Genomic DNA, 26,219 nt, shown 5'->3' on the forward strand with positions numbered 1-26,219 from the left:
GCGCCTGAGACGCGTTAACGGATCCCGGTTATCCGTTGCCGTGGTCGAACCCACCGCCGTCGACCAACTGAACGTCGAACTGAGCTCCGGGTATTCCCGGTGAGGACGCGACCCAGCGGATCACATGCCTGGCACCGCATTGCGAGCAGACAACCTCGATTTGATCCTTTCTGTCATCCAGATCGAAACGAAGTTCTTCATCACATTTTTTGCACTTGGCCATCTGAGCATCCTCACAAAGGTATCCCCTCAGCATAGGGCCTTCCTCACTTCTACGAATCACGCCGGCCAGCGAGGCGGAATCTCCTACCAATGAAGTCAAGGGGCTCGGTATGGAATTTCGGATTTCACGACCTCAATTTTATGATTACGATTTTGCGACGTTAAGGGACGTTCGAGGTGCATCTTCTCAACCAAGGCTTTCATAGAAATGAAAGCTAACTCTTGGTCTCGCATTGGTCCGACGTGTATCGCTCGAATACTTTCAAAAGGCAAATCAGCCTCAACGTAGGGAATGAGGATATTTCCCCTGCTTCGAAACTTAACTTCTAGGCCATTTTCAATCTCTGGAGCTATATCATGACCAAGAACTACTCTTATCTCTTGCTCTTCTGAAAAGCTTTCGTGCTTGAACCTAGCAACCAACCCAACAATATCAGAGAATGCCTCATACCCTTCCTGATCCAAAAATCCAGAGTTAATCGCCATGTCTTTTGCAATTGTAATTAAGCTTAATAAAACAGTATTAGATGCCTGATTTAATTTTTCATCATGATCGTACACACACTCAAAAAGCTCCTGCGGTATATAATCAATATCGAACTCAATCGCATAAGAGCCGTAGGCCCTCCACTGGCTCAATAGATTGCCAGCGCGACTGAATGACCCTATGAAAACGGGCCGATGCTCTATGCCGTAGCCAGCCTTGCCAACTAGACCACTCTCAACGTAGTTTGCAGCATCTTCAAAAAACTCGTGAGGATGTGAAAAATTCGCTATTCGATGCTTCATATAATCGACGAGCATGGTTATTCCGTTGTGCATCTCTTCTGAATCATTCAGATAGCGAACATCTGTCAACCACATCTTTTCATGTTCAAGAATTGACTTAACTGCACTAACGTCAGTGTAGTGGAAAATTTTCAAGTTATTTCTTCCCTGATTTAAACCCCATCAATATACCGGCGAGAAGTCATCATGCCTATCACTTATGGAAGCGTGTGTAGCGGCATCGAGGCGGCAACGCTTGCATGGACGCCGCTCGGCATGCGGGCGCCCTGGTTCGCCGAGATCGAAGCCTTCCCCAGCGCGGTGCTGGCCCACCACTACCCGAATACTCCGAACCACGGCGACATGACCAAACTCGGCGCCCTGGTGCTGGCCAGCAAGATTGCCGCACCGGAGGTGCTCGTCGGCGGCACACCGTGCCAGGCGTTCAGCGTGGCCGGGATGCGCGAAGGCCTCACCGACCCGCGCGGCGCCCTCACCATCAAATACGTGGAGCTTGCAGATGCAGTTGACTATGTTCGCGCCGGCCAGCGAAAGCCCGGACGGCCCCCCGCTAGAAGGCAATCGGCAACAGCAAGGCCGTGCCCTGCGTGCGCTGGATCGGCCGGCGGATAATCAATCAACTCGAAAGGCGATGAAGCCTCGTATTCGTGGTCGTGAGGATTGGAACTTCATCACGATCTCGCATCCTGTCTAACTCGGCACGTGCCTCGTTGATCCCCAACGCATAGCCATTCATTGAGGCAATAAGCGATCCGCTAATCACATAGCGCCCACACTCTGGGCAGCCAATTTCTTTGCCGTCGTATCTGGTCGGGTGATCGATCGAATCTGTACCGCAAATTAAGCACTCCATATCCACCTCCATTGGCTGATCGCTGAACTGTAGCTGATCCCTCACCACCCTCAACCGCCCGGGCCTGCCCCGGCATAGGACGCCCATGCCCACAGAAAACCGTATCGACTGCCCAGCACTGCACAAACGCAGCAACAGCTACCCGTTTGGTGATCGTGTCCCGCGCACAGTCCGGATGGTGAAGACCGTAACCGCCGACCTTATGCCCGGCATCGGATTTGCGTATATCAAGGGTGATATTCCGATCTGCCCCGAAGATCAGATCTTTCCTGCCTGGACGAACAGCCACGGCGCCGTCGCGGCGGTGCTGCTTAACGGGAAGCATGTTGGCCTACGCCCCGCAGAGTTCGAGGTAGATACCTGGCACGAACTGTCGGGCGTCACGCTCGCGGCATCCCGCGCCAACCGCCTGTACCTGGCCGGCCCCATGACCGGCTTCGAAGACTTCAATTTCCCGGCCTTCAACAAGATGGCCGCCGACCTGCGCGCCCACGGCTACACGGTGGAGAATCCGGCGGAACACGGCGTCGTCGTGGGTGCGGACTGGGCGGACTACATGGCCTACGACCTGACGCGGCTGGGTCTGTGCGGCCAGGTCGCGGTGCTACCCGGCTGGGAAAACTCGAAAGGCGCCCGTCTCGAAGTACACATTGCCCGCGAGCTCGGCATGAAGGTTGTGAATGCCCATGACCTGGTATCAATGGAGATTGCAGGGAGCACAAGTTGATGCAGCAAACTTTGATAGGTGGCGAGCAGGCTTAGGTTATCTACTAGGGTAAGCAACTCAGCACGGGCTTGCACAACAAAGTTGTGCAAGCCCCATTTGCAAAGAACGAACTTATACTTGCCAAAAACTGGCAACATCTGAATACACAATACTCATGAGCAGCAAATTATCTTGATATCTCTTTTCGAACCGCGCCAGGTAAATCTTTGAACTGCACCTTGTTGGGAAATTTAACATTTATATCGTTACGATAATAAATCAACCTTTCAGATTTCTTAAAAAAAGGCATTCCTCCTGGGCAAAATGGCCCCGTACAATCAGGAGGTGGTGAAGGCTGTGGCTTGGGACACTCTATATCACCGCAACCTGTTGGTTTGGGCGACGGGGACGGAGTCGGGCTAGGAGAAGCCCCCCTCCAGTCGTCGCAAACAGATTCGTATTAATACTCTTTGTTGGTGAGTCCGCCACCTTGCTCCCATTGACATAAACTGCCGTAGATCCATTCGGATTTTCAATCACGTACGTTGTGACATCCTCCGCAGCCATTGCTCTACTACTCAGAAACACCAAAGCTAATGATAAGAAATTTATCACCCTCATAAATCCTCCAAAGCATCACGATTCGTCCGCCCTATCAGCGTTAAATCCTAGACAATCTAATGAAAAGAGCGAGTGCATGACCTTTATTTTTGTAATTTCGACAAAACATTTCCGAATAGGATCAAGAACGTTTTTGAATTTCAAAATTTAAGAAAAATCGAAAACTGATAAATAAATGGAGGTTTCAAGATACTTAAAAAGCAAAAACGTTGGTATATCAAACTTTTACCCAAACTCAGGAACTTACTCGTTGCTTGGCTCAAGTCAATAACCAGTTGAGCAGCAGCACTCCCCCTTTCAAAGTCAGCCGCTATAGCGGGTCGAAATCGCCTAATTGCTCTCGAGCAATCGGGACTGCAAATTCCAGCAGTTCCAGAGGCACATCCTGCTCGAACAGTGTTACCTCAAAGCGCATCGACTCATCGTTTCGAAAGATCTCGAACACTGGCCCAGCACCACCTCGCCAGCACTCCAACGCAAGACCATCGTGCCCCTGGACAACCCTCGACGCCCGACAGAAACGATACTCAACCCCGTGAACGACCATTCGCAACCTCCTTTCTTGAGGGCTGCACGATACCTCTCCCGTAAACAAATGTGATAGCCGCTATAGCGGTAAGGACCCCATATGCTCGATGCGAAAATTCACCACTCACTGAACACTCTCACCGCAAGCCAAACGGCCAAGCTGTTGGTGATGCATCACGGAATCGATGCTTTCGGCTACAAGTACGAAAGCCTGCGTGACGCACCGAATGGCCTCATTTCGCTTGAAGATTTGGCGTCCATGCCCGGCGAGGATCTGGAACGACTTTACGATGAGAGCTCACACGATGATGCGGTGAACGAGGTACGTTACAGCGCAGTGGCCGCCCCGGGAATTTCGTCTTGGTGCCACTACAGCTGGGAGCGCAACTACGAGGTCGATGTGAAGGCCTTCATCCTGCCTGATGGCCGTGCTCTTGCCTTTTGTGAGATGAGCGGCGGCGGCAAGCACGGCGAGCCAGACGCGTACCCCTGGGTTGAAGAGGCCAAGTTCATCAAGGTCTCCGGCGTCGAGGAGCGCGTCATCAGGACTTACATGTTCGAGGATATTCCAGAAGCCTCAGAGGTGATGCCATGATTGCCCTCGCTTGGTTCACCTACGTCTACTGCTACAAAGTCCGGCATCCATGAATCGTCTGGTCAGCGTCCGTATCGAGGAACTGACCGGACCGGCACTGGACTGGGCCATCAACGCGATCGAGGGTGACCAGCAGCCCCTGGCCGGCCAGCTGGATTTGTTCGCCCTGCCCGACGCCGAGCAGTTAATCACGAAGTACGGCGTCTGGGTCGATGTTGGTCACCGGCACCCGTGGCTGGCCGACGCAACGAACGATCCATTCAACCGCCAGATCGGCGAAACCCGAACCGTCGCCGTGTTCCGCGCCGTGGTATTCGCCAACCGCGGCGCCACGGTCGAAGTCCCCACCGAACTCATCCACCAGTAATCCCTCCCCCCTACTCAACAGCCTGCCGGTGTACGGCGGGCGAAGAATCTCCGCATGCCTGAATTGACATACGACCAGACGCAGGTGGATTACGCGACTGCGCCGAAAGCCTCGGCCGGCACGGCCCACCCGGGCAAGGAAGTGCGCCATGACCATCACGAAGATCATCAAGGGCCAGCATCGCTTCGGCGGCTTCTGGCGGATCATCGCTGACTGCAACGGCACCAACAGCACATGTCCTTCCGCACCGAACAACAGGCTCGCGCCCTCGCCCCAGGGCAGGACGGCGTGCCCCTTCATTAAAACCTTCTGCCGCCGCCGGCGGCGTGGAGAACCCTATGAATCAAGAATTTAACGCACCGCGACTCAAGACCAGCGACGGAGGCTAATCATGGAAGGCATTCATTTTCTATCGCATGAAGAGGTTTGCACCCTCACAGGAGCCAAAACGAAGGCCGGACAGCTGATGGTCCTCAAAAGGAATGGGATACGGCACACCATCAAGCGCAGTGGCTGGCCATGCGTACTGGCATCAGCCCTGACCGGTGAGCCTGTAACTGCAGCAGAGAAACCGAAATGGCAGCCGCGGCTGGTGGGATAAATGGGAAGAAAGCCAACGAAGCCAGACAGTGTCACACGCCTGCGGAAGCGTACGCAGCGCAGTGGCATTGTCTATTACTACTACGACACCGGCGGTAATCCGAGAAAAGAAATTCCACTGGGCAGCGATTACGGACTGGCGATCGTCGAGTACGCCAAGCTGGAAAAGAGCCGTGCATCATCAGCAATAGTTCAGACCGTGCTGACATTCGCCTACGTCGCCAATATCTATATACAAGAAGTCGTCCCCACGAAGGCTCCGGCCACACAAAGGGACAATGCCCGCGAGCTGAAGCAACTGCTGAAGTTTTTCGATGATCCTCCAGCACCCCTCGAGGCAATCGAGCCTCAGCACATCGTTCAATACCTCAGGAAGCGTGGAAAAGAAGCACCTGTCAGGGCGAACCGGGAAAAAGCACTTCTGAGCGCAATCTGGAACTTCGCCAGGACAAGTGGCTACACATCGCTGGCGAATCCTTGCGCCGGAGTTAAAGGCCACAAAGAGACCGGTCGCGATGCCTACATCGAGGACGAGGTGCTTGCAGCGATCTATAGCCACGCCGATCAGCCGTTGAAAGACGCGCTTGATCTGTTCTACCTAACCGGCCAGCGCATCGCCGACACTCTGAAAATGGACGAAAAAGATATCCGGGACAACAGGCTTGCGGTTCAGCAAGGCAAGACAAGAGCAAAGAGAAGGATTGAGATTGTCGGAGAGTTGAAGGTCGTGATCGATCGAATTCTGGCCCGGAAGGCGGGACACCGGATCAGGACCAGTAGGCTGATTGTGATGGACAACGGTCAGCCGATGACCAGCAGCATGTTGCGAGGGAGGTTTGACGCGGCACGCGAGGCCGCAGGAGTAGAAAAAGGAGATTTCCAGATGCGAGATCTTCGTGCCAAGGCCGGTACCGATAAAGCAGAATCGAGCGGCGACATCATGCAGGCCAAGGATCAGCTCGGGCACACAACCGTGGTGATGACGGAGAACTACATCCGAAAAAGGATCGGCAAAAAAGTCACCCCGACCAAGTGAGTTGCGGAGCAGGCTACGAAATTGCGGAGCGCAAATTATAAGGGCCTGCATGAGTAAACTCACGCAAGCCCTTGATATTCATGGTGCCCGAAGCCGGAATCGAACCGGCACGCCCTTACGAGCGGGGGATTTTAAGTCCCATGCGTCTACCAGTTTCGCCATTCGGGCGGTAGCGCGGTGTCGCTTTGCTCTGATGCCGAATCACAATCCTGACAGGATTCGCGCCTCAACAACCGAGGTGGGGAATATATACATCACTTCCCGGCGAATCAAGTTTGCGATAGCAGTTTGAAAGACTAAATCTTTCAGCCCGGGGCCAGTAAAAAAACTTCGCAGATCATGGACCTACGGAGCGTGGCTATGGTTGCGGCCGAGGTCTGAACCGAACCGGTACAGCTGGCTCTGCAATCCACCTATAACCCCAGAAACTCCAATAGAGTAGCACTATTCAAATTCCGTAAGCCACTGATTTTTAAAGCGCAATAGTTCGCGCAGGTCCAGGAAGTCCCGATACGCATTCTTTCGTACCCACCGTCATCTGTGGCGGTAGGTTTCGGGCAGACGCGGGTCAAACTTCACCCCTCACGAAAAAACAGCCCGCGGAAGGATGTCGCGCTCATTGTCTGTAGGCGCTCCGTCCATCAGTTTTTGCTATGGAGTCGGTAACCCGTATCAGATAGCATGAGCCGTTTTTTTCAAAGGAATCAAAATGGGTAGCCAGCAAACAGTGGCGGACGGCAGGAACTCAAATTTCGACTGGCTCCGGCTTTTTTTGTCGTTTTCTGTTGCCTACTTTCACGCCGGATATTTTTCAACGGTAGCGAACGGCGAAGATGTTCCCTTTGGGGCCATCCCATTTCCGATGGTTCCGACATTCCTCGCGCTATCGGGCTATCTAATGTTCAACAGCTTTGCCTCAAGTAAAAGCTGGTTTCATTTTATGGAAAAACGGGCGCTCCGGATTCTTCCTGCGCTAATTGCATCCCTCATTGTGAGTGGGCTTGCATGGGGTTTTTATGTTGGTGTAATTGGCTCACTGAAAATTTACCTCGGCGGTGGCATGCTACTGTCCAGTCCAGGTGGCAATGGCTCGCTATGGTCGCTCCTGTGGGAGGAAATCGCCTATGCAATGATGGCAGTGCTCATTGCCCTCAAGGCTTACAATCACAAATGGATAATCTGGCTATGTTTTATAGCCGCCTGTGCAATTGCAGCAATATTCGACCAACAGGAACCCTACTGGCGCATTACAAACCTCATTCCTGCCTTGTTTACCGGTAACCTGGTATTCCTCTACAAAACACAGCTCTCAAAAATATCCTGGAAGCTACTGGCAGTGGCGACCCTCTCCATTACGGCCCTTAACATTTATCTAAGCCTGCCACCCCAAGCCTGGTATATGGTTCCCATTGGCGGTTTCCTTGCTCTTAATCTTTGCCTCAATGCTCCACCGTTGCCCAAAATGCCATTCGACATCTCATACGGCATTTATGTATTCCATGACCCGATATTCTATGTTTCGGCGAAGCTGATGCCTGGGTCATTCAATGAAATGTTTATGGTGGGGGCGCCAGTTTTAATTGTGATTTCCCTTTTTAGCTGGTTCACCATTGAGAAACCTGCACTTTCAATCAAGAAAAGAATCGCACTTCGGCGATCAGCACTGTCATCTTGAACTCAGCAGTGCGCCATTAGCCTGTCCACAGGTGGTGAGCACTCGCAGTGCCACTCTTGAATTCCGGATCGACCCTGCAAGCCATTCAGCACCATCAATCCGCTGATTGAGGGTGCTGAAACGATCGCTGCCAGCGGTCCATTCAATCCTTCTCGCCTCCCGCTCCCTAGTGATGCCGACTCAGCCCCCCCTCGCTAAAGCTCGAGCACTTTGGGTCAGGCAACCACTTACCACCCCGGCATTTAACCTGGTCCAGCGTAATTCGCACGCCGGAAGGTCCGGACCAGAACTCGCCCGGCATCGAGCCATCAACGACCTGCGCACTGACGAGCCCCACGCCCCCTCATGCCCATGCGGAGCCGCGTTAGTGGGTCCGTAAGCCAAACCTGCCATTTGGCCACAGGTTTCGAAGAAAGCTGCAACAGAAGCAGCTACATGTACGACCTCCCGAGAGATATGTTAGCTTTACCGACTACGCGCTCATCGAGCTCAAAAACGGGCATTAGATGCTCTGAGCTCATAAAGGAATAATAAAATGACTGAGTTACGCGCTCCGTTTCCGAACACAGCTTTCGCTTCACTTGCAGCACAGGAATCCAGGCACTGGTGGTTCCGCTCACGGAACCGGATAATCCTGTGGGCCATGAAAAAGCACATTCGAAACTTCAATAGTTTTCTGGAAGTTGGGTGCGGAACAGCGTTTGTACTTGAGGGTGTCAGCAACCAATTCCCCGGCATCGAAATCAGTGGCTCGGAGTACTTTGAAGAAGGTTTGGTTCATGCAAGAAATCGCCTGCCTACAGCAAATTTCATGCACCTTGATGCTACGAAAATGTCTGACGAATCACGCTACGATGTGATTGGCACTTTTGATGTCATCGAGCACATCGAAGAGGATCAACTTGTCCTGAACAATCTTGCCAAAGCAATAAAGCCAGGCGGTACGCTGCTTGTCTCCGTACCTCAACATCGCTGGCTGTGGTCAGAAGCTGACACCTATGCATGCCATGTACGCAGATATACCCGACAAGAATTGATATCGAAGGTTGAAAAGTCAGGGCTCAAAGTCGAATACGCCACTTCCTTCGTCACGTTCCTCGTTCCACTGATGTGGCTTTCGAGAAAGAAAACGAAATCCGGCGAATATGATCCGATGCAGGAATTCAGAATACCCAGTTGGCTTAATTTCGCCTTGGAATCGGTAATGAAACTTGAATTACTTCTATTGAAAGCCGGTATCAACCTGCCCGTGGGCGGATCACTATTGCTGGTAGCCAACAAGAAGTAAAACCGGGCAACATCGCCGAGTGCAGACGGCCACCAGCACCTCGAGTCCGCTGTCTAATCAGACGGGCCTGCGCATTAAGTATCGGCTATAACAGGCTGTGCAATCTTGAATGCCAGAGCGCTTCAATACCCGAGCTGGCGTCACTGCAAAACACCCAACTTTTCAATAGCCAAGAAAAAAACCCGTTCTACGAACAAGCGGGGCAAGATCTCAGAGACGCAATGGATTTGGCAAATCTGACAGGCCAGCGAGCGGCTGATGTGTTGAAGGCCTCGACCGCAGATATGAACAATGGCTTTCTGATGATTGGCCAGGGTAAGACGGAAAAGCGTCTGCGCATCAAACTGTACGCCGGCGATACCGAGAAAGACCTGTGCATATTCATCAACGGCCTGCTAGATCGCAGAGCTCAGGCCGGCGTCAAAACCTCGATCCTCATAACCAACCAAGCAGGACTGAGGATGAGTTACAACATGCCTCGAAACCGCTGGGACGAAGCCAGGGAAACTGCGGCAACGAAAGCAGCAGCCGCCGGCGACACCGCGCTGGCTGGAACGATCCGCAAGTTTCAGTTCCGGGATATCCGACCGAAAACCGGCAGCGAAATAGAGGACGTCAAGGATGCAAGCCGCTTGCTCGGGCACTCGACTGAGGAGATGACAAAGAAGGTCTACCGGCGCGCCGGTGAAATCGTAAAGCCAACAAAATGACGATCGTCAGATGAACTCACCAACTAACTTTCGACCTGGTTCTCATCTATCGAAACGGTAGCCTGAAACAACTAAATCCCATTTGATATCTGGGTGTGCAACCGAAACATAAACCGTGGGCTTGTCGATAATTAAGCTAAGTTGCCCCTGCCCTCCGGATCCATGAACAACAACCCCTACAGTTGGAGATGACGAAACCGTCATCTTCAAAGGAATTCGAGTGTCCGCCACCTGCATCCCATAAGCGAGCTTCACCTCAGTAGCATTCGGAGGGACCATATGCGATATATCGAACGCGACAAGGTCGGTCCATTTGTCCGGTGCTACAACTGAAGCTTGCTCCGCCACATTTTGAATTTTTCTAATGCTGCTCCAGACACTGTCGCCCGTGATTCCAGACCCCACAAACATCAGAATCACCCCTGCGAGAGATGCGAAAATGCCGACGATCGTAAAGAAAAACCCAAGGAGATTTAACCTGTCACCAATGCTCGCAGCCATAAGTTCTTCCATATACATGCACTCCAGAGAGCCCCCACATTACCGTAAAAATTAGAGCAATTCATCGTTCAAACAGCTTCCGTTGCGGAACACCTCCCTAAAATTGCGGAACACCACACTTTCTCACAGGCAATAAAAAACCCCGTAGATCATTGATCTACGGGGTTTTTAAGAGTGGAGGCCGAGGTCGGAATCGAACCGGCGTAGGCGGATTTGCAATCCGCTGCATAACCATTTTGCTACTCGGCCTCAAAACATTTGCTGTCAGTAGCGCAACAACAAACGTTATACAAACTGGAGCGGGAAACGAGACTCGAACTCGCGACCCCGACCTTGGCAAGGTCGTGCTCTACCAACTGAGCTATTCCCGCTTGGTGTGGCGCATTCTATAGAAATCAGAAGCGCCGTCAACCCTTTGATTCAAAAAAGTTTTATTTCTTTTCAACATCGGTCTTCAGATGCGGCCAGGCGGCGCGAAGGTATTGAACCATCGACCACAAGGTCAGACCAGCAGAGACCATCAGCAACGCATAACCGACCAAAACCCAAAAGCTGAAATCCTTTGGATTGGCCAGCAAAATCACCAGCGCAAGCATTTGCGCAGCGGTTTTCCATTTGCCCAGGTTCGAGACAGCCACATGGGCGCGCGCTCCGAGCTCGGCCATCCACTCACGCAGCGCCGAAACAACGATCTCACGACCGATGATGACAGCCGCAGGGAGTGTGAGCCAAAGGTTGCCATGTTCTTGCACCAGCAACACCAAGGCAACAGCTACCATCAGTTTGTCAGCGACAGGATCCAGAAACGCACCAAACGGTGTGCTTTGCTCCAGGCGTCGTGCGAGATAGCCGTCCAGCCAGTCCGTCGCCGCCGCAAAGGCGAATACCGAACTTGAGGCCAGATAGCTCCATTGGTAAGGCAGATAGAACAGCAGAATAAAAATCGGGATGAGCAGGACGCGGAGAACGGTAATCAGATTAGGGATATTCATCGGCACAACTGGCTACGAGGTGAATGGGCATTCTACTCACTATGCAGGTTTGCATAAATCGACTCTGCTAGCTTTTTACTGATCCCCGGTGCTTTGGCGATCTCTTCGATGCTTGCACGAGACAGCTCCTGCAATCCACCAAAATGTTTCAACAAGTCCCGACGTCGGGTTGGCCCGACGCCTGCAACGCCTTCCAGCGTTGACGTGCGGCGGGTCTTGCCGCGTCGTGCGCGGTGGCCGGTGATTGCAAAGCGGTGGGCCTCGTCACGAATCTGCTGGATCAGATGCAACGCCGGTGAATCACCCCGCAAGGTGAACTCGTTTGCCGCATCATTCAGATACAAAGTCTCGAATCCCGCCTTGCGCGTGGCACCCTTGGCGACCCCCAGCAAGATCAGATCCGGAACAGCCAGTTCGTTGAGCACATCACGCGCCATCGACAACTGCCCCTTGCCGCCGTCCACCAACAGGATGTCCGGCAACTTGCCCTCGCCTTCCTTCAGCTTGCTGAAGCGTCGGGTCAGGGCCTGATGCATGGCGGCGTAATCGTCGCCGGCGGTCACGCCTTCGATGTTGTAACGACGGTAATCCGATTTGATCGCCCCTTCCGGGCCGAACACCACGCAGGAAGCCACCGTGGCTTCACCGCTGGAATGGCTGATGTCATAGCACTCCAGCCGTTGTGGTGGCTCATCGAGATTCAACACTTCAGCCAGCGCTTCGAAACGTGCGGCAACGTGCTGACGGTTCGCCAACCGTGCCCCCAGCGCCTGTTCGGCATTGGTCACGGCCAGTTGTTGCCAACGCGCCCGTGTACCGCGCACCCGATGGCTGATGGTCAACTCACGTCCGCGCAGCGCCTGAATGGCCTCGATCAGCGCAGGAAAGTCTTCGTGCACGACGTTGACGATCAGCTCGCTCGGCAAATCGCGTTCAGGGCTACTGATGAAGTATTGCCCGAGAAAAGCGGCCATGACCTCGGCCACTTCCTCTTCAATCCCGACTTGCGGGAAGAAATTCTTGCTGCCAAGCACCCGCCCTCCCCGCACGCTGATCAGGTGGACACAGGCACCGCCTGGATTGACGAACGCGGCGATCACATCGATATCACCCGTTCCGCCTTCCATGCTCTGCTGATCCTGCACTCGACGCAGCAAGGCAATCTGGTCACGCAGCTCGGCGGCGCGTTCAAACTCGAGGTTGATCGCAGCCTCTTCCATCGCCGTCGACAGCTCATTGGTCAACGCATGGCTGCGTCCTTCGAGGAACATCACCGAGTGACGCACGTCCTCGGCGTAAACCTCAGGCTCGACCAGCCCGACACAAGGCGCCTTGCAACGCTTGATCTGATATTGCAGGCACGGCCGGGTCCGGTTCTTGTAGTAGCTCTCCTCGCACTGACGCACGAAGAACGTCTTCTGCAGAAGGCTGAGGCTTTCGCGAATCGCCCCCGCACTCGGATAGGGACCGAAATACTTGCCCTTGGCCTTTTTAGCCCCGCGATGAATGCTCAGGCGCGGGAATTGCCCGTCAGACAAAAAGACGTAGGGATAGGATTTATCGTCGCGCAGCAGGATGTTGTACGGCGGCCGCCACTCCTTGATCAGGGTCTGCTCGAGCAGCAACGCCTCTGTTTCATTGGACGTGATGGTGGTTTCGACCTGGGCGATACGCCCGACCAGGGCCGCGGTTTTCGGCGCCAGGCCTGTCTTGCGAAAGTAGCTGGCCAGACGTTTCTTGAGGTTCTTGGCCTTGCCGACGTACAGCAGACGCGCATCGCTGTCGAACATGCGATACACGCCGGGGCGCCCGCTGACGGTCGAAAGAAAGGCGCCCGAATCGAATGTTTCAGTCATGGTCAGAGGCTGGCATCAACCATGCCGTGACGAACCGCCAGCAGCGTCAGCTCGACATCGCTGCTGATCGAGAGCTTCTCGAAAATGCGGTAGCGGTAGGTGTTTACGGTTTTCGGTGACAAGCACAATTTGTCGGAAATGATCTGAACTTTCTGACAGCCGACAATCATCAACGCAATCTGGATTTCCCGTTCCGACAAGGCATCGAACGGTGAATCATTGGTCGGCTGAAAGGATTTGATCGCCAATTGCTGGGCAATCTGCGGGCTGATGTAGCGCTGGCCGGCAAACACCAGGCGAATGGCCTGAACCATTTCCGGCAACCCGGCGCCCTTGGTCAGATACCCCGCTGCACCGGCCTGCAACAACCGTGTAGGAAACGGATCTTCCTCACACACGGTGACCGCGACCACTTTGATGTCGGGATGACTTCGCAACAGTTTGCGCGTAGCTTCGAGGCCGCCGATGCCTGGCATCTTGACGTCCATCAGCACCACGTCGGGCTTCAACTCACGAGCCTTGATGAGGGATTCTTCCCCGGACTCGGCCTGGCCTACCACCTGCAGGCCATCGATATCGGCCAGCATCCGTGTAATGCCTGTACGAACGAGATCATGGTCGTCGACCACTAGCACCCTAATCAAGCAGACACCTCGCGATATGGTCTTATTGGGATGCCGGACACCTTAGCAAAAAGTGCCGGGCAGACCTAGCGGCAAGCGACATATAAAAAGTTTCAATTCTTCATCGAGGGCTTGCCAGCCGTGGGTTTCAGAGCACAGGTGTACTGAAATCGAGCTGCATTCGCAGGAAACACTCGTCCTCGCCCTGCACAAACATTCCTTTTCTTCGATACAGATTTTGCGCCGGATTGTTTTTGAACACCGTCAGGCGCAACGCCGGGCGACGCTCCAGCCGAGCCATCGCAGCAACCTGATCGATCGCCCAGGATCCCGCGCCCTTCCCTTGAGCGCTTTCGACGATCTGCAATTCGCGGATATACACGGCCCGAGCATCACGACTCAGACTGAAATAGCCCATCAATTCGCCATCACTGAGGATCAACCAGTTTTCGCGCCCGGCCCAGGCGACATCAAACGCCTCGTCCTGCCACAACAAGTCATAGTGAATGTAGTAGCGGAGCATGTTTCGGCAAGTCAGCTCTCGTACAAACGACAGGTCGGCGGAGGTTGCCTGGCGCAACTCAAAACTCATTCCTGCCTCGATCTTCTTCAAGTTCACGCCCCTTCCTTGAGCACACGTTCAGAAAGCAGAGTGTGTCACACCTTGGCGGACGCTCAACCCATAGAGTCCCTCTTGTGCGTTCGATAGCAATTTCTGATTGCTGACGCGCAGCCGCCTCTAGTAAGCTCGGCGCATTCTTTGGAGACAGCTCATGTTCAACACCCTCTCACAGCTTCGTACCGCCAGCGCCTCGCGCTCGGTTGCGGCTGCCCGGGTAAACGGCGTCTGCGCTGCTCCTGCAAGCTTTTATTTTGGGTATTGGTTTAGCCACTGGCGCGCCTGATACCCACACGGCGCCCATTTGAACGGGTCGCCTACCAGAGATTTCTCAACCCCCGGTCGGCCTCCCGACCGGGGGTTTTGTTTTTTCAGGCCCGATTTTTTTCAGCAACACACCAGACACTTTGAGGATTCAACCAATGAACTACGCCACTTATTACCGTTACGACAGTTTTACCGCCTGGCGATTTACCAGCCTCCGCTCGGGACAGCCTGCCGCCTCCGATCGGTCACCCACAGGTGGCAAGCCAACACACGTAGCCAATCCGGCCAATTGTCGAACACCCCAGTAGGGCCGAGTGAGCGGGAAGCCCCCGCCGTCCGCCCAGGAAGACCGAATATGAACTCGTCCGTTTCTGCTCTGCCACTGTCCACCCTGAACCCTGCCAACGAAGCATTGACCCTGCGTCTGCCGAGTTCGCTGCAACTCAAACAGCAATTGCCCCTGAGCAATGCGCTGAACCAGCAAGTCGCCGCCCACCGCCAGGCGGTCCGCGCGATTCTCGATGGCCATGACCCGCGCTTGCTGGTGATCGTCGGCCCCTGCTCGATTCACGACCCCGAGTCTGCGCTTGAATACGCCAGCAAACTTTCGCGCCTGGCTGAAGAAGTCCGTGATGACATGCTGCTCGTGATGCGTGCCTACGTCGAAAAGCCTCGCACCACCGTCGGCTGGAAAGGCCTTGCCTACGACCCACATTTGAATGGCAGCGACGACATGGCTGCCGGCCTCACGTTGTCGCGCGAACTGATGCTGGAAATGATCCGCCTCGGACTGCCTATTGCCACCGAATTGCTGCAACCCATGGCTGCCGGATACTTTGATGACTTGCTGAGCTGGGTCGCCATTGGCGCCCGCACCACCGAATCACAGATCCATCGTGAAATGGCGAGCGGGCTGAGCATGCCGGTCGGATTCAAGAATGGAACGGACGGCGGAGTGGCTATCGCCGTCGACGCGATGCGCTCGGCAGCCCATCCTCATCGCCACTTCGGCGTCGACAGCCAAGGGCATCCGGCAATCATTCAAACATCGGGTAATCCGGATACGCACCTGGTACTGCGGGGTGGCCACCAAGGACCAAACTACGATCGAGAAAGCGTTTCCCGAATCGAAACCGAGCTGACTCGCCTGAAAATTCCCGGCAGGATCATGGTCGATTGCAGTCATGCCAACAGCGGTAAGGATCCTCTCCGCCAGCCTGCCGTGTTCAACGAAGTGCTGGAGCAACGCCTGCAGGGCAATCGTTCACTGATCGGCATGATGCTCGAGTCGCACCTGTTCGAAGGATGCCAACCGTTGAGCGACTCGTTGCGATACGGCGTGTCCGTCACCGACGGCTGCCTCGGATTCGACGCCACCAGTCATTTGCTGCTGGATGCTGCGCACCGTCTGCGCAAACAGACTTCGGTCTGATAATGAACACCCTCCGGGCACCGCTTGCCCGGAGGGTGGTTCACGCTCACGACAATCGAATCACGCCTGAATGCGCAACAACGTCACCCCGGATTCCTGACTGACATCGTCCAGCCGTTCGACCGAATAGGATAGTTTCACAACGGTACCCACATGCTCGCGCCAGAATCGGTAGGGCACGATGAAGACCAAAGGTTGCATGGCCATACCTTTGATGATTTCACGGTCATCCCGGTGGAAGAATGAATCACCGTCGCATTTGAGATAAACCAGCTCGCCCTCCTCCACCCGTGCATCACCGACCAGCACGCTGACACCGTCAACGGCATCCTGCACATCGAGCACCCCGTCATTGGCCTCAAGGATCTGCGGGGCCATTAACTGGCCCCGCACCAGAGGAGCAATGTCGACTCGCGTAACACCTGACTCGCGGACTGCACCGCTTGTCTGCTGGATACAATAGCGGACCACCACCTCACCACCGAGATGCGGGGCAATGAACTCGGGGGCAATTCCCAGTACCAGAGGGTGGCCGACAGCAAAGCATTCGACAGTCAGAACATCTCGAAAAGATGCCTCTGTCGAAGGCCCTTGCCAGCTCAACTCCACTCGATCACCCGCGCTCATTCCGGCATAAGGCTGAAGGGTGACAGTAGTTCCATCGGTCACGCGCGCAGGATCGAGGCTGCCACCAACGGCATCGTTGATGACAACCGGCAAAAGACTGTAGCGGACGTCACCCACGTCCAGTTGCGTGCGCATGGAAATCAAAGACTCTGATCGCCTGGCGCTGGTCAATGTCCAGAAGACTTCAAGCGAACCACCGTCCAGCGCAACAATGTGAGCGTCCCGAACGACCAGGACGATCTCCTTGCCCAACTGACCTTCACTGACAAACCGAACGACTTCGTGATGATAAGGCAAACCCTCGATATCGAAACCGTGCCAACTCAACGCTACCCTGTCGCCGCACGCCATTTCAGGATAAGGCGCAACCCTGATGACTACCTTGCTCAAGGAGGGGTCAATGACCCCGCCGAGAACAGAATCAGGCATGGGTGCGGGTAATAACGAAACAGCCGATCCACCCTCCCGACAGCTCTCCAGTGACCGAACACCTTCAACCTCCAGCCACTTGCCCTGACCTTGCGAAACCGTTGTCCTTGCGTCACTCATCAGTCACCTCTCCACTCCCTGGAAAAAACGCAGCCATCCCGCTGCGTCGAAGAGGCTCTATTTAATGCGCTTCTTCGGCAATCCGATGTCAGCTCATCTCTTCTCGAGCCAGGGCTAAACGCACTAAATGAAGTAGGCAAAAAGGGGGAAAACACTGGCGACGAGTCGAAAGCTTTCCAGATGTTCCGAAGCGGATTTCAGTTAAAGGCGAAGTTTCGTACGCACATTGATCCAGATTCCAACAAATGATGGCGACTATTCAGGCATCCCGAGCATCACGAGTGTTTTAGAGTGGCACGCAGACAACATCGACGATCTTCTGCGATCAAGGACGAAAAATGCTACGAAATGCGACCACGCAACATCCCATTCTGTTGGTGCACGGCCTGTTCGGATTCGAGCGCATCGGCCCTTTCGAACTGTTCCATGACGTCAAGCAGGCACTCAACGCCATCGGTGCACAGGTCTTTGTGCCACATCTTTCGGCAATCCATGACAACGAAGTACGAGGCAAGCAATTGCTCTGGCAGATCGACTCGGTTCTGAGAGGCACAGGTGCTACCAAAGTCAACCTGATCGGTCATAGTCAAGGCGCACTAGCCGCCCGGTACGCTGCAGCGCTTGCCCCACACAGCGTTGCTTCCGTAACTTCGGTCAGCGGGCCGAATCACGGCTCGGAAATTGCCGACTTCCTGCGCAAGGCGCTGATACCCGGTCGACTGCCGGAAGCCGTGGCACAGAATGTGGCGATTCTGTTTTTCGACTTCCTGTCACAGCTCAACGGCACCCGATTGCCACGCAATGCCGTGGCAGCACTTGGCGCACTGACCACCGAAGGTGTCGGCAGCTTCAATGACAAATTCCCCCAGGGCCTGCCCAAGACGTGGGGCGGTCACGGCGCCGAACAGGTGAATGGCGTTCGTTACTATTCCTGGAGTGGCGTGGTACCAGAACTCGATGTATCGCCAAGCGATCCAGTTCAAGGCATCTGCCGTGCCCTGTCGGAATATTTCATCACCGAGCCTGAACAAAACGACGGTTTCGTCGGACGTTTCAGCTCTCATCTCGGCACAGTGATTCGCTCTGACTATCCTCTCGACCATCTGGGGAGCCTGCGTCGGGCCGTCGGCCGGCATCCTGCGGCGGGTGACTCGATCGGACTTTACGTTGAACACGCCTTGCGCCTGCAAGCGGCTAATCTCTAGTGGCCGGTATCAGACGAGCGAATGGAACTTTGCCGAGAAATCGGCCACTGAATCCGGTAGGCTCCCCCCTTTACTGATTTGATTGGAGAGTTTCCCCATGGCTAAAGCCACTGCCCGCCACATCCTGGTTTCCAGCGAAGCCAAGTGCAACGAACTCAAGGCCCAGATCGAAGGTGGCGCTGATTTCGCCGAAGTGGCCAAGGCCAACTCCACCTGCCCGTCCAGCCGTCAGGGCGGCGACCTGGGTTCGTTCGGTCCTGGCCAGATGGTCAAGGAATTCGACACCGTGGTATTCAGCGCGCCGATCAACGTCGTGCAAGGCCCGGTGAAGACCCAGTTCGGCTACCACCTGCTGGAAGTCACCAGCCGTCAGGACTGATTTCAGCCCGACCTGCTGTGCAACGGCCCGCCTGATGGCGGGCCGTTTTGTTTTGGTTACACCACACCGCTGGCGAACGGCGCGCCGCTCGCGTACAAATTGCGCTTATCGATTACCCGGCTTTAAGGCTGACAATGCGACTGGCTTTCCCGACATTGATGTTCACTGCCGTGACCCTGCTGCTTGGGATCACTGGTGTGGACGCCGCACCCCAGCATGCGATGACCGTCTATGGCGAACCGGCAAAGTACCCGCCCGGTTTCAGTCACTTCGATTACACCAACGTCCGGGCGCCCAAGGGCGGGACGATGCGCCGCTCGGCCATCGAGATTGGCCACTTCGACCATGTCCTGCCGTACATCGACAAAGGCATCGGCGTCAGCCAGATCGACGGCCTGCTGTACTCCCCGCTGGCCCAGCGTTCGCTCGACGAGCCCTACACCGTCTACGGTCTGGTTGCACAGAAAATGGAGCGCTCGGATGACGGCCTGTCGTTGCGCTTCTTTATCAATCCCAAGGCCCGCTTCGCCGATGGCAAGCCGATCACCGCCGAAGACGTGCGCTACACGTATGACTTGCTGATGACCCAGGGCAGCCTGCGTTATCGCACCCAGTTCGCCGACGTCAGAGGCGTCGAAGTCGAAGCCCCGCTCACCGTGCGTTTCGACTTCAAGAGCAATGAAAACCGTACCCTGCCGCTGGACATCGCAACCCTGCCGGTATTTCCCGAACACTGGTGGAAGACCCGCGATTTCGCCGGCGGTGGCGGCTATGAACCGCCGTTGGGCAGTGGCCCGTATCGGGTCGGCAAGGTCGACTCCGGGCGCAGCATCACCTTTGAACGCAATCCCGACTGGTGGGGCAAGGACCTGCCGGTCAGCCGTGGCCTGTACAACTTCGATCACTTCAGCATCGAGTACTTCGGCGACACCGATGTCGCCCGCCAGGTCTTGCGCGGCGGTGCTTACGATTACAACCGTGAGTTCTCCGCCACCGGCTACTCCATCGGTTACGAGAGCCCGGCCCTGAGCGATGGCCGCCTGCAGAAGGCTCATCTGGCCACAGAAGCGCCGCAGTCGGCCCAGGGCTTCGTGTTCAACCTGCAAAAGCCGATATTCCAGGATCGCCGCGTTCGCCAGGCACTGGCCATGCTCTGGGATTTCGAATGGAGCAACCGGCAGATGATGCGCAACATGTACATCCGCCAGCAGAGTTACTTTTCCAACAGTGACCTGGCCGCCCGCAAGCTGCCGGATGCTGCCGAACTGAAGATTCTCGAACCCTTGCGCGGACAGATTCCCGACGAGGTGTTCACCCAGGTCTTCGAAGCGCCGAAGACCGATGGCAGCGGCATTATCCGTGACAAACAACTGCAAGCGCTGGAGCTGCTGGAACAGGCCGGCTGGAAACCCGATGGCGACCAGTTGGTCAACGACCGGGGCGAGCCGCTGAGCTTCACTTTCCTGGTCAGCCAGAACGGCATGGACCGTCTGCTGCTGCCGTACAAGCGCACGCTGAAGCAGATCGGCATCAACCTCGACATCCGCCGCATTGATTCCTCGCAGTACGTCAATCGCCTGATGAGCCGCGACTACGACATGATTGTCACCGGCTACCCGGTCACCACCTCCCCCGGCGGCGAACTGTTGAACTACTTCGGTTCGGCATCGGCCAACGACCCCGGCGCCAACAATTACATGGTGCTGAAGAACCCGGCGGTCGACACCTTGATCAACGGCCTGATCCGCGCCTCGACCCAGGCCGACATGCTGCGTTACGCCCACGCGCTGGACCGGGTGCTGCAATGGAACTACTACTGGATTCCCAACTATTACCCGCCGGGCACGTCCACCGTGTGGTGGAACCGTTTCGGCATTCCCACCGTGCAGGCGAGCAATGACGAAGCAATCGAGAGCTGGTGGGAAATCAGCCGCACACCGCTGACCAACCAGCAGATGACGGCCGAGAAAATCAGCCGTGGCAGACCCGGAGGGCCACACTGATGTGGGCATACATACTGCGGCGTCTGCTGCTGATCATCCCTACGCTGGTGATCATTCTGCTGGTCAATTTCGTGATCATCCAGGCCGCGCCGGGGGGGCCGGTGGAACAGGCCATCGCCCACTTGCAAGGCATCGGCGGCGCCAGTGTCGGCGGCGGCGCGAGCGAGACCATGAGTGGCACCTCCCGTGCCAGTCGGGGCCTCGATCCGCAGCTGATCAAGGACATCGAAAAACAGTACGGCTTCGACAAACCGGCCCATGAACGCCTGTGGCTGATGCTCAAGAACTACGCCCAACTGGATTTCGGCAAGAGCTTCTTCCGCGGCGCCACGGTCACCGACCTGATCCTGCAGAAAATGCCGGTGACCATTTCCCTCGGCCTGTGGGCGACGCTGATCACTTATCTGGTGTCGATCCCGCTGGGCATCCGCAAAGCCGTGCACCACGGCAGCCATTTCGATATCTGGAGCAGTACGGCGATCATCATCGGTTACGCGATGCCGGCGTTTCTGTTCGCGATGTTCCTGATCGTAGTGTTCGCCGGCGGCACGTCGCTGAACTGGTTTCCGGTGCGCGGGCTGGTGTCCGACAACTTCGAATCCCTGTCGACGCTGGGCAAGATCACTGACTACTTCTGGCATCTGGTATTGCCGGTCACGGCGCTGGTGATCGGCGGTTTCGCCACCCTGACCATCCTTACCAAAAACTCGTTCCTCAATGAAATCACCCGTCAATACGTGGTCACCGCGCGTGCCAAAGGCCTGAGCGAAAACCGGGTGTTGTATGGGCATGTTTTCCGCAACGCGATGTTGCTGGTGGTGTCGGGCATTCCCCAGGCGTTTATCAGCGTGTTCTTTGCCGGTTCGTTGCTGATCGAAGTGATCTTCTCCCTCGACGGCCTGGGCCGCATGAGTTACGAAGCGGCCGTGTCCCGTGACTATCCGGTGGTGTTCGGCTCGCTGTTCATCTTCACCCTGTTCGGCCTCCTGATAAAACTGATCGGTGACCTGTGCTACACGCTGGTCGACCCACGCATCGACTTCGCCGCGAGGAACGCCTGATGTTCAAGCTCTCGCCTCTGGGCCGTCGCCGCTTCGAACGCTTCAAGAAAAACCGCCGGGGCTGGTGGTCGCTGTGGCTGTTTATCGGTCTGTTCCTGCTCAGCCTTGGCGGCGAACTGATCGCCAACGACAAGCCATTGGTCGTCAGTTATCAGGGCCAGTGGTACTTCCCTGTATTCAAGCGTCACACCGAACAGGAATTCGGTGGGCAACTGCCGTTCCAGGCCGATTACCGCAGCGACTATGTGCAGAAGCTGATCCGCAAGGACGGTGGCTGGCTGCTGTTTCCGCCGATTCCGTTCAGTGACGACACCCCGAACTACGACCTCAACAAACCGGCGCCGAGCCCGCCGACTTCGGTCAACTGGCTGGGCACCGACGATCAGGCGCGCGACGTGCTGGCCCGGGTAATCTTCGGCGCCCGGGTGTCGATCCTGTTCGCCCTGATGCTGACGTTTGTCAGCGCCCTGATCGGCATCGCCGCCGGTGCCCTGCAGGGTTATTACGGTGGCTGGGTCGATCTGCTCGGCCAGCGATTGCTGGAGGTCTGGTCAGGGTTGCCGGTGCTTTACCTGCTGATCATCCTTTCGGGTTTCGTCGAGCCCAACTTCTGGTGGTTACTGGGGATCATGGCGCTGTTTTCCTGGCTCGCACTGGTCGATGTGGTACGCGCCGAGTTTCTGCGCGGGCGCAACCTGGAGTACGTCAAGGCTGCCCGCGCCCTGGGCTTGAGCGATCGCAAAGTGATTGTCCGGCACATCCTGCCCAACGCGATGAACGCCACCCTGAGCTACCTGCCCTTCATTCTGACCGGGGCGATTTCCACCCTGACCGCGCTGGATTTCCTCGGTTTCGGCATGCCCGCCGGCAGTGCGTCGCTGGGCGAACTGATCGGTCAGGGCAAACAGAACCTGCAAGCGCCGTGGCTCGGATTGACCGCGTTTTTCACCTTGGCGCTGATTCTTTCCCTGTTGGTATTCATCGGCGAAGCGTTGCGCGATGCCTTTGACCCGCGCTCATGATCGGACTCTTGACATGACTGACAACCTGATCGAAATCCGTGATCTCAGTGTCGCTTTCCATGGGCAGACTGTGGTGCGCAAGCTGTGCCTGGACATCCGCCCTGGCGAGTGTCTGGCCCTGGTCGGCGAGTCGGGCTCGGGCAAATCGGTGACGGCCCATTCGATCCTGCAACTGCTGCCCGAATGCGATGCCCGGACGACCGGCAGCATCCGTTATCGTGGCCAGGAACTGGTCGGCGCCGATCCCAAGACCCTGCGCGACCTGCGGGGCAACCGCATCGCCATGATTTTCCAGGAGCCGATGACCTCGCTCAATCCGTTGCACACGATTGAAAAGCAGATCGGCGAAACCCTGTTGCTGCACCGAGGCCTCGGCGGCAAGGAAGCTCAAGCGCGGATCCTCGAACTGCTGGAACTGGTAGGCATCCAGAAACCGAAAGAGCGGCTGAAGGCTTATCCGCATCAGCTGTCTGGTGGCCAGCGCCAGCGGGTGATGATCGCGATGGCCCTGGCCTGCGAGCCCGAACTGCTGATCGCCGACGAACCGACCACCGCCCTCGATGTGACCGTACAGCGCAAGATCCTGTTGTTGCTCAAGTCCCTGCAACGGCGCCTGGGCATGTCGCTGCTGCTGATCAGCCATGACCTCAATCTGGTGCGCAGCATCGCCCAACGGGTGTGCGTGATGAAGGCCGGGGAAATCGTCGAGCAGGCGCTGTGCGAGACCCTGTTCACCGAGCCGAAACACCCTTACAGCTGCGTGTTGCTCAACGCTGAACCGGAAGGCGAAGCGCTGCCCCGGGACGAACGCGAAAACGTGCTGGAAGTCGATGACCTGCGGGTTGATTTCACCGTCGGCGGCGGGCTGTTCCAGCGCAAGCAATACCTGCGCGCGGTGGACGGCATCAGCCTGAACATCCAGCGCGGCAAGACGCTGGGCATCGTCGGCGAGTCCGGCTCGGGCAAGTCGACTCTCGGTCAGGCGATCCTGCGGCTGCTCGACTCCAAGGGCAGCATTCGCTTCCAGGGCACGGCACTCGACGGTCTCGACCAGAAACAGATGCGGCCGTGGCGTCGGCAGATGCAGGTGGTGTTCCAGGACCCGTTCGGCAGTCTCAGCCCGCGCATGTCGGTGGCGCAGATCATCAGCGAAGGACTGGAAGTGCATTGCCAGTCCACCGCCGACGAGTGCGACGACCAGGTGATCCGCGTGCTCAAGGAGGTGGGCCTCGATCCCGAAAGCCGTCATCGTTATCCCCATGAGTTCTCCGGTGGCCAACGTCAGCGCATTGCCATCGCCCGGGCACTGGTGCTCAAACCGGCGCTGATCCTGTTGGATGAACCGACCTCCGCACTGGATCGCACCGTGCAGAAACAGGTCGTCGCCCTGCTCCGCCAGCTTCAGGAAAAACACGGCCTGACGTACCTGTTCATCAGTCACGACCTGGCCGTGGTGCGGGCGCTGGCCCACGACATGATCGTGATCAAGGACGGCAAGGTGGTCGAAAGCGGCGCCAGCCATGACGTGTTCGACTCACCGCAGCATCCCTATACCAAAGAGCTGTTGGCGGCGGCGCATCCGGGATAGGCATAATCGCGCCACCTGACTTCCGCCAATGGACGCCGCCATGAACACCACCGAAAGCCTCAAGGATTACCAACGGGTTCGCACACTGGCGATCCGTTCGTTGTTCGAGATCATCGAGCAATCCAGTGAAGGCACGGTGATTGTCGACCGCGATGCGAACATCGTCTGGATGAACGAGCGCTACGCCCGGCGCTTTGGGCTCGACTCTGCGGCCGGCGCGATCGGCAAGCCTTGCGAAAGCGTGATCCCCGGCAGCCTGCTGCGGGAGGTGGTGCGTACCGGGCGGCCGATTCTGCTGGACATGCAGGACACCCCGAAAGAACCGCTGGTGGTAATGCGCCTGCCGATCCATGACGACGCTGGTGCGGTGATCGGCGCCATCGGCTTCGCGCTGTTCGACGAATTGCGCACGCTGTCGCCGATGCTCAAGCGCTACCTGAGCATGCAGGAAGAACTGGCCTCGACCCGTTCGCTGCTGCGTGCACGGCAGACCAAATACAACTTCGCCCATTTCATCGGCACCAGCGCTGCCAGCCTGGAGGTCAAGCGCCGTGCCCGTCGCAGCGCGAGCGCCGAGTCGCCGGTTCTGTTGCTGGGCGAAACCGGCAGCGGCAAGGAGTTGCTGGCCCAGGCGATCCACGGCGCTTCGCCTCGGGCGCACAAGGCCTTTGTCAGCATCAACAGCGCGGCGATTCCCGAAGCGCTGCTCGAAGCCGAATTCTTCGGTACCGCGCCCGGCGCCTTCACCGGCGCCGACCGCAAGGGTCGCACCGGCAAGTTGCAGATTGCCCAAGGCGGGACGCTGTTTCTCGACGAGATCGGCGATATGCCGCTGCCGCTGCAAAGCAAATTGCTGCGGGTGTTGCAGGAAAAGGAGTTCGAGCCTGTAGGCTCCAACGACGTCATCCAGAGCGATGTGCGGGTGATTGCCGCCACCTCGACGGATCTGGAGGCGGCGATCAAGCGTGGCGAGTTCCGCGCGGACTTGTACTACCGCCTCAACGTACTGCCGATTCAGGTACCGCCGCTGCGGGAACGGCTGGACGATCTGCCGGCGCTCAGTGAGGCGATTCTGGAGGAGTTGCGCAGCCAGCATGAGCTGAATCGCGAAGCGCTTGAGCTGCTGGGTCAGCACTCCTGGCCGGGGAATATCCGCGAGTTGCGTAACGTGCTGGAACGGGCGGCGTTGCTCAGTGATGACTTGATGCTGACGGCGGATGACATTCGTGCAGCGATTGGCACTTTTACACCGGTCGAGCGGACGCTGGCGCCTCTGTCAGAGCCGGCAACCAACGAGACCTTCAGTCAGGCTCGCGAGCGGTTTGACCGGCAGTTGATTCAATCCACCCTCGCGCAATGCGGGGGCAAGGTGATTGAAGCGGCTGAGCGGCTCGGGCTTGGACGCTCGACGCTTTACAAGAAGATGATTGCGCTTGGGATCGTAGAGTCTCAATAGAGAGACATAAATCCCCGTAACGGGACAAGATCAAAAGCTTCGCGAGCAA

The 26,219-nt window shown here is 56.5% G+C and carries 25 protein-coding genes, 3 tRNA genes and 1 pseudogene; 18 read left to right on the top strand and 11 right to left on the bottom strand.

Annotated elements, in window-relative coordinates:
• Positions 1-28 precede the first annotated feature (28 nt).
• Together N8H71_RS03505 and N8H71_RS03510 are read right to left on the bottom strand one after the other, a co-directional pair.
• Entirely contained in the window at positions 29-223 is a 195-nt protein-coding gene (locus N8H71_RS03505) for a hypothetical protein (RefSeq protein WP_262192874.1), read from the bottom strand.
• 95 nt (positions 224-318) lie between these two features.
• Positions 319-1,146: a DUF2971 domain-containing protein gene (locus tag N8H71_RS03510; protein ID WP_262192875.1), complete on the bottom strand. Its 828-nt coding sequence runs from the start codon at positions 1,144-1,146 to the stop codon at positions 319-321.
• A gap of 51 nt (positions 1,147-1,197) precedes the next feature.
• Between N8H71_RS03510 and N8H71_RS03515 the strand changes: the two are divergent.
• The 7 genes and pseudogenes from N8H71_RS03515 to N8H71_RS03545 form a co-directional block, all read left to right on the top strand.
• Positions 1,198-1,548 (top strand): annotated as a pseudogene (locus tag N8H71_RS03515) (DNA cytosine methyltransferase); the annotation flags it as partial.
• Positions 1,549-1,949: 401 nt separating this feature from the next.
• Positions 1,950-2,591 carry a DUF4406 domain-containing protein gene (locus N8H71_RS03520; RefSeq protein WP_262192876.1) on the top strand — a complete coding sequence of 214 codons (642 nt, stop codon included), beginning with the start codon at positions 1,950-1,952 and terminating at the stop codon, positions 2,589-2,591.
• A 1,228-nt stretch (positions 2,592-3,819) separates the two neighbouring features.
• The gene (locus N8H71_RS03525; protein WP_262192877.1) at positions 3,820-4,314 is read left to right on the top strand and encodes a hypothetical protein; all 495 of its coding nucleotides are present in this window, start codon (positions 3,820-3,822) and stop codon (positions 4,312-4,314) included.
• 49 nt (positions 4,315-4,363) lie between these two features.
• The gene (locus N8H71_RS03530) at positions 4,364-4,681 is read left to right on the top strand and encodes a hypothetical protein (protein ID WP_262192878.1); all 318 of its coding nucleotides are present in this window, start codon (positions 4,364-4,366) and stop codon (positions 4,679-4,681) included.
• 54 nt (positions 4,682-4,735) lie between these two features.
• The gene (locus tag N8H71_RS03535; protein ID WP_262192879.1) at positions 4,736-4,894 is read left to right on the top strand and encodes a hypothetical protein; all 159 of its coding nucleotides are present in this window, start codon (positions 4,736-4,738) and stop codon (positions 4,892-4,894) included.
• Between the two features lie 178 nt (positions 4,895-5,072).
• Positions 5,073-5,282, top strand: coding sequence for a DUF4224 domain-containing protein (locus N8H71_RS03540; protein ID WP_262192880.1), 210 nt, complete (start codon positions 5,073-5,075; stop codon positions 5,280-5,282).
• Positions 5,283-6,317 carry a site-specific integrase gene (locus N8H71_RS03545; RefSeq protein ID WP_262192881.1) on the top strand — a complete coding sequence of 345 codons (1,035 nt, stop codon included), beginning with the start codon at positions 5,283-5,285 and terminating at the stop codon, positions 6,315-6,317.
• Between the two features lie 81 nt (positions 6,318-6,398).
• Here N8H71_RS03545 and N8H71_RS03550 read toward each other — a convergent pair.
• Positions 6,399-6,485: transfer RNA gene (locus N8H71_RS03550), tRNA-Leu, on the bottom strand.
• Positions 6,486-7,026: 541 nt separating this feature from the next.
• On the opposite strand from N8H71_RS03550, the gene N8H71_RS03555 reads away from it, so the two are divergent.
• The 3 genes from N8H71_RS03555 to N8H71_RS03565 all read left to right on the top strand — a co-directional run bounded on the left by N8H71_RS03555 (position 7,027) and on the right by N8H71_RS03565 (position 9,990).
• Positions 7,027-7,992, top strand: a complete 966-nt coding sequence (locus N8H71_RS03555; protein WP_262192882.1) for an acyltransferase family protein — start codon at positions 7,027-7,029, stop codon at positions 7,990-7,992.
• Positions 7,993-8,527: 535 nt separating this feature from the next.
• Positions 8,528-9,280 carry a class I SAM-dependent methyltransferase gene (locus tag N8H71_RS03560; RefSeq protein WP_262192883.1) on the top strand — a complete coding sequence of 251 codons (753 nt, stop codon included), beginning with the start codon at positions 8,528-8,530 and terminating at the stop codon, positions 9,278-9,280.
• 143 nt (positions 9,281-9,423) lie between these two features.
• Positions 9,424-9,990 carry a tyrosine-type recombinase/integrase gene (locus tag N8H71_RS03565; protein WP_347710517.1) on the top strand — a complete coding sequence of 189 codons (567 nt, stop codon included), beginning with the start codon at positions 9,424-9,426 and terminating at the stop codon, positions 9,988-9,990.
• 42 nt (positions 9,991-10,032) lie between these two features.
• On the opposite strand, the gene N8H71_RS03570 is transcribed toward N8H71_RS03565, so the two are convergent.
• From N8H71_RS03570 to N8H71_RS03600, 7 genes are all read right to left on the bottom strand, one after another.
• Positions 10,033-10,503 (bottom strand): hypothetical protein, encoded by a 471-nt coding sequence (locus N8H71_RS03570; protein WP_262192885.1) that lies wholly within the window; start codon positions 10,501-10,503, stop codon positions 10,033-10,035.
• 163 nt (positions 10,504-10,666) lie between these two features.
• Positions 10,667-10,740, bottom strand: a tRNA-Cys gene (locus tag N8H71_RS03575).
• Between the two features lie 46 nt (positions 10,741-10,786).
• Positions 10,787-10,862, bottom strand: a tRNA-Gly gene (locus N8H71_RS03580).
• A gap of 60 nt (positions 10,863-10,922) precedes the next feature.
• The gene (pgsA, locus tag N8H71_RS03585; protein ID WP_085745522.1) at positions 10,923-11,483 is read right to left on the bottom strand and encodes a CDP-diacylglycerol--glycerol-3-phosphate 3-phosphatidyltransferase; all 561 of its coding nucleotides are present in this window, start codon (positions 11,481-11,483) and stop codon (positions 10,923-10,925) included.
• A 32-nt stretch (positions 11,484-11,515) separates the two neighbouring features.
• Positions 11,516-13,339: an excinuclease ABC subunit UvrC gene (gene uvrC, locus N8H71_RS03590; RefSeq protein ID WP_262192886.1), complete on the bottom strand. Its 1,824-nt coding sequence runs from the start codon at positions 13,337-13,339 to the stop codon at positions 11,516-11,518.
• 2 nt (positions 13,340-13,341) lie between these two features.
• On the bottom strand, positions 13,342-13,983 hold the full coding sequence (gene gacA, locus N8H71_RS03595; RefSeq protein WP_032829778.1) for a response regulator transcription factor GacA: 642 nt from the start codon (positions 13,981-13,983) through the stop codon (positions 13,342-13,344).
• 127 nt (positions 13,984-14,110) lie between these two features.
• Positions 14,111-14,554: a GNAT family N-acetyltransferase gene (locus tag N8H71_RS03600; RefSeq protein WP_262192968.1), complete on the bottom strand. Its 444-nt coding sequence runs from the start codon at positions 14,552-14,554 to the stop codon at positions 14,111-14,113.
• A 649-nt stretch (positions 14,555-15,203) separates the two neighbouring features.
• Between N8H71_RS03600 and N8H71_RS03605 the strand changes: the two genes are divergently transcribed.
• Positions 15,204-16,280, top strand: a complete 1,077-nt coding sequence (locus N8H71_RS03605; RefSeq protein WP_262192887.1) for a 3-deoxy-7-phosphoheptulonate synthase — start codon at positions 15,204-15,206, stop codon at positions 16,278-16,280.
• A 60-nt stretch (positions 16,281-16,340) separates the two neighbouring features.
• Here N8H71_RS03605 and N8H71_RS03610 read toward each other — a convergent pair whose 3' ends face one another.
• Positions 16,341-17,456 carry a hypothetical protein gene (locus tag N8H71_RS03610; protein ID WP_262192888.1) on the bottom strand — a complete coding sequence of 372 codons (1,116 nt, stop codon included), beginning with the start codon at positions 17,454-17,456 and terminating at the stop codon, positions 16,341-16,343.
• Positions 17,457-17,794: 338 nt separating this feature from the next.
• Between N8H71_RS03610 and N8H71_RS03615 the strand changes: the two genes are divergently transcribed.
• From N8H71_RS03615 to N8H71_RS03645, 7 genes are all read left to right on the top strand, one after another.
• On the top strand, positions 17,795-18,661 hold the full coding sequence (locus N8H71_RS03615; protein WP_262192889.1) for an esterase/lipase family protein: 867 nt from the start codon (positions 17,795-17,797) through the stop codon (positions 18,659-18,661).
• 97 nt (positions 18,662-18,758) lie between these two features.
• On the top strand, positions 18,759-19,040 hold the full coding sequence (locus tag N8H71_RS03620) for a peptidylprolyl isomerase (RefSeq protein WP_007952068.1): 282 nt from the start codon (positions 18,759-18,761) through the stop codon (positions 19,038-19,040).
• A gap of 134 nt (positions 19,041-19,174) precedes the next feature.
• Positions 19,175-21,043: an extracellular solute-binding protein gene (locus tag N8H71_RS03625; RefSeq protein WP_262192890.1), complete on the top strand. Its 1,869-nt coding sequence runs from the start codon at positions 19,175-19,177 to the stop codon at positions 21,041-21,043.
• Positions 21,043-22,104 (top strand): microcin C ABC transporter permease YejB, encoded by a 1,062-nt coding sequence (locus N8H71_RS03630; RefSeq protein WP_007952064.1) that lies wholly within the window; start codon positions 21,043-21,045, stop codon positions 22,102-22,104. The genes N8H71_RS03625 and N8H71_RS03630 overlap by 1 nt, the downstream gene beginning before the upstream one ends.
• Entirely contained in the window at positions 22,104-23,126 is a 1,023-nt protein-coding gene (locus tag N8H71_RS03635) for an ABC transporter permease (protein ID WP_007952058.1), read from the top strand. Before N8H71_RS03630 ends, N8H71_RS03635 begins: the two co-directional genes overlap by 1 nt.
• A 13-nt stretch (positions 23,127-23,139) precedes the next feature.
• Positions 23,140-24,714, top strand: coding sequence for an ABC transporter ATP-binding protein (locus N8H71_RS03640; RefSeq protein ID WP_262192891.1), 1,575 nt, complete (start codon positions 23,140-23,142; stop codon positions 24,712-24,714).
• Positions 24,715-24,754: 40 nt separating this feature from the next.
• The gene (locus tag N8H71_RS03645; protein WP_262192893.1) at positions 24,755-26,170 is read left to right on the top strand and encodes a sigma-54 interaction domain-containing protein; all 1,416 of its coding nucleotides are present in this window, start codon (positions 24,755-24,757) and stop codon (positions 26,168-26,170) included.
• Positions 26,171-26,219 lie beyond the last annotated feature (49 nt).

The organism is Pseudomonas koreensis, assembly GCF_025447595.1.
Classification (GTDB): domain Bacteria; phylum Pseudomonadota; class Gammaproteobacteria; order Pseudomonadales; family Pseudomonadaceae; genus Aquipseudomonas; species Aquipseudomonas koreensis_H.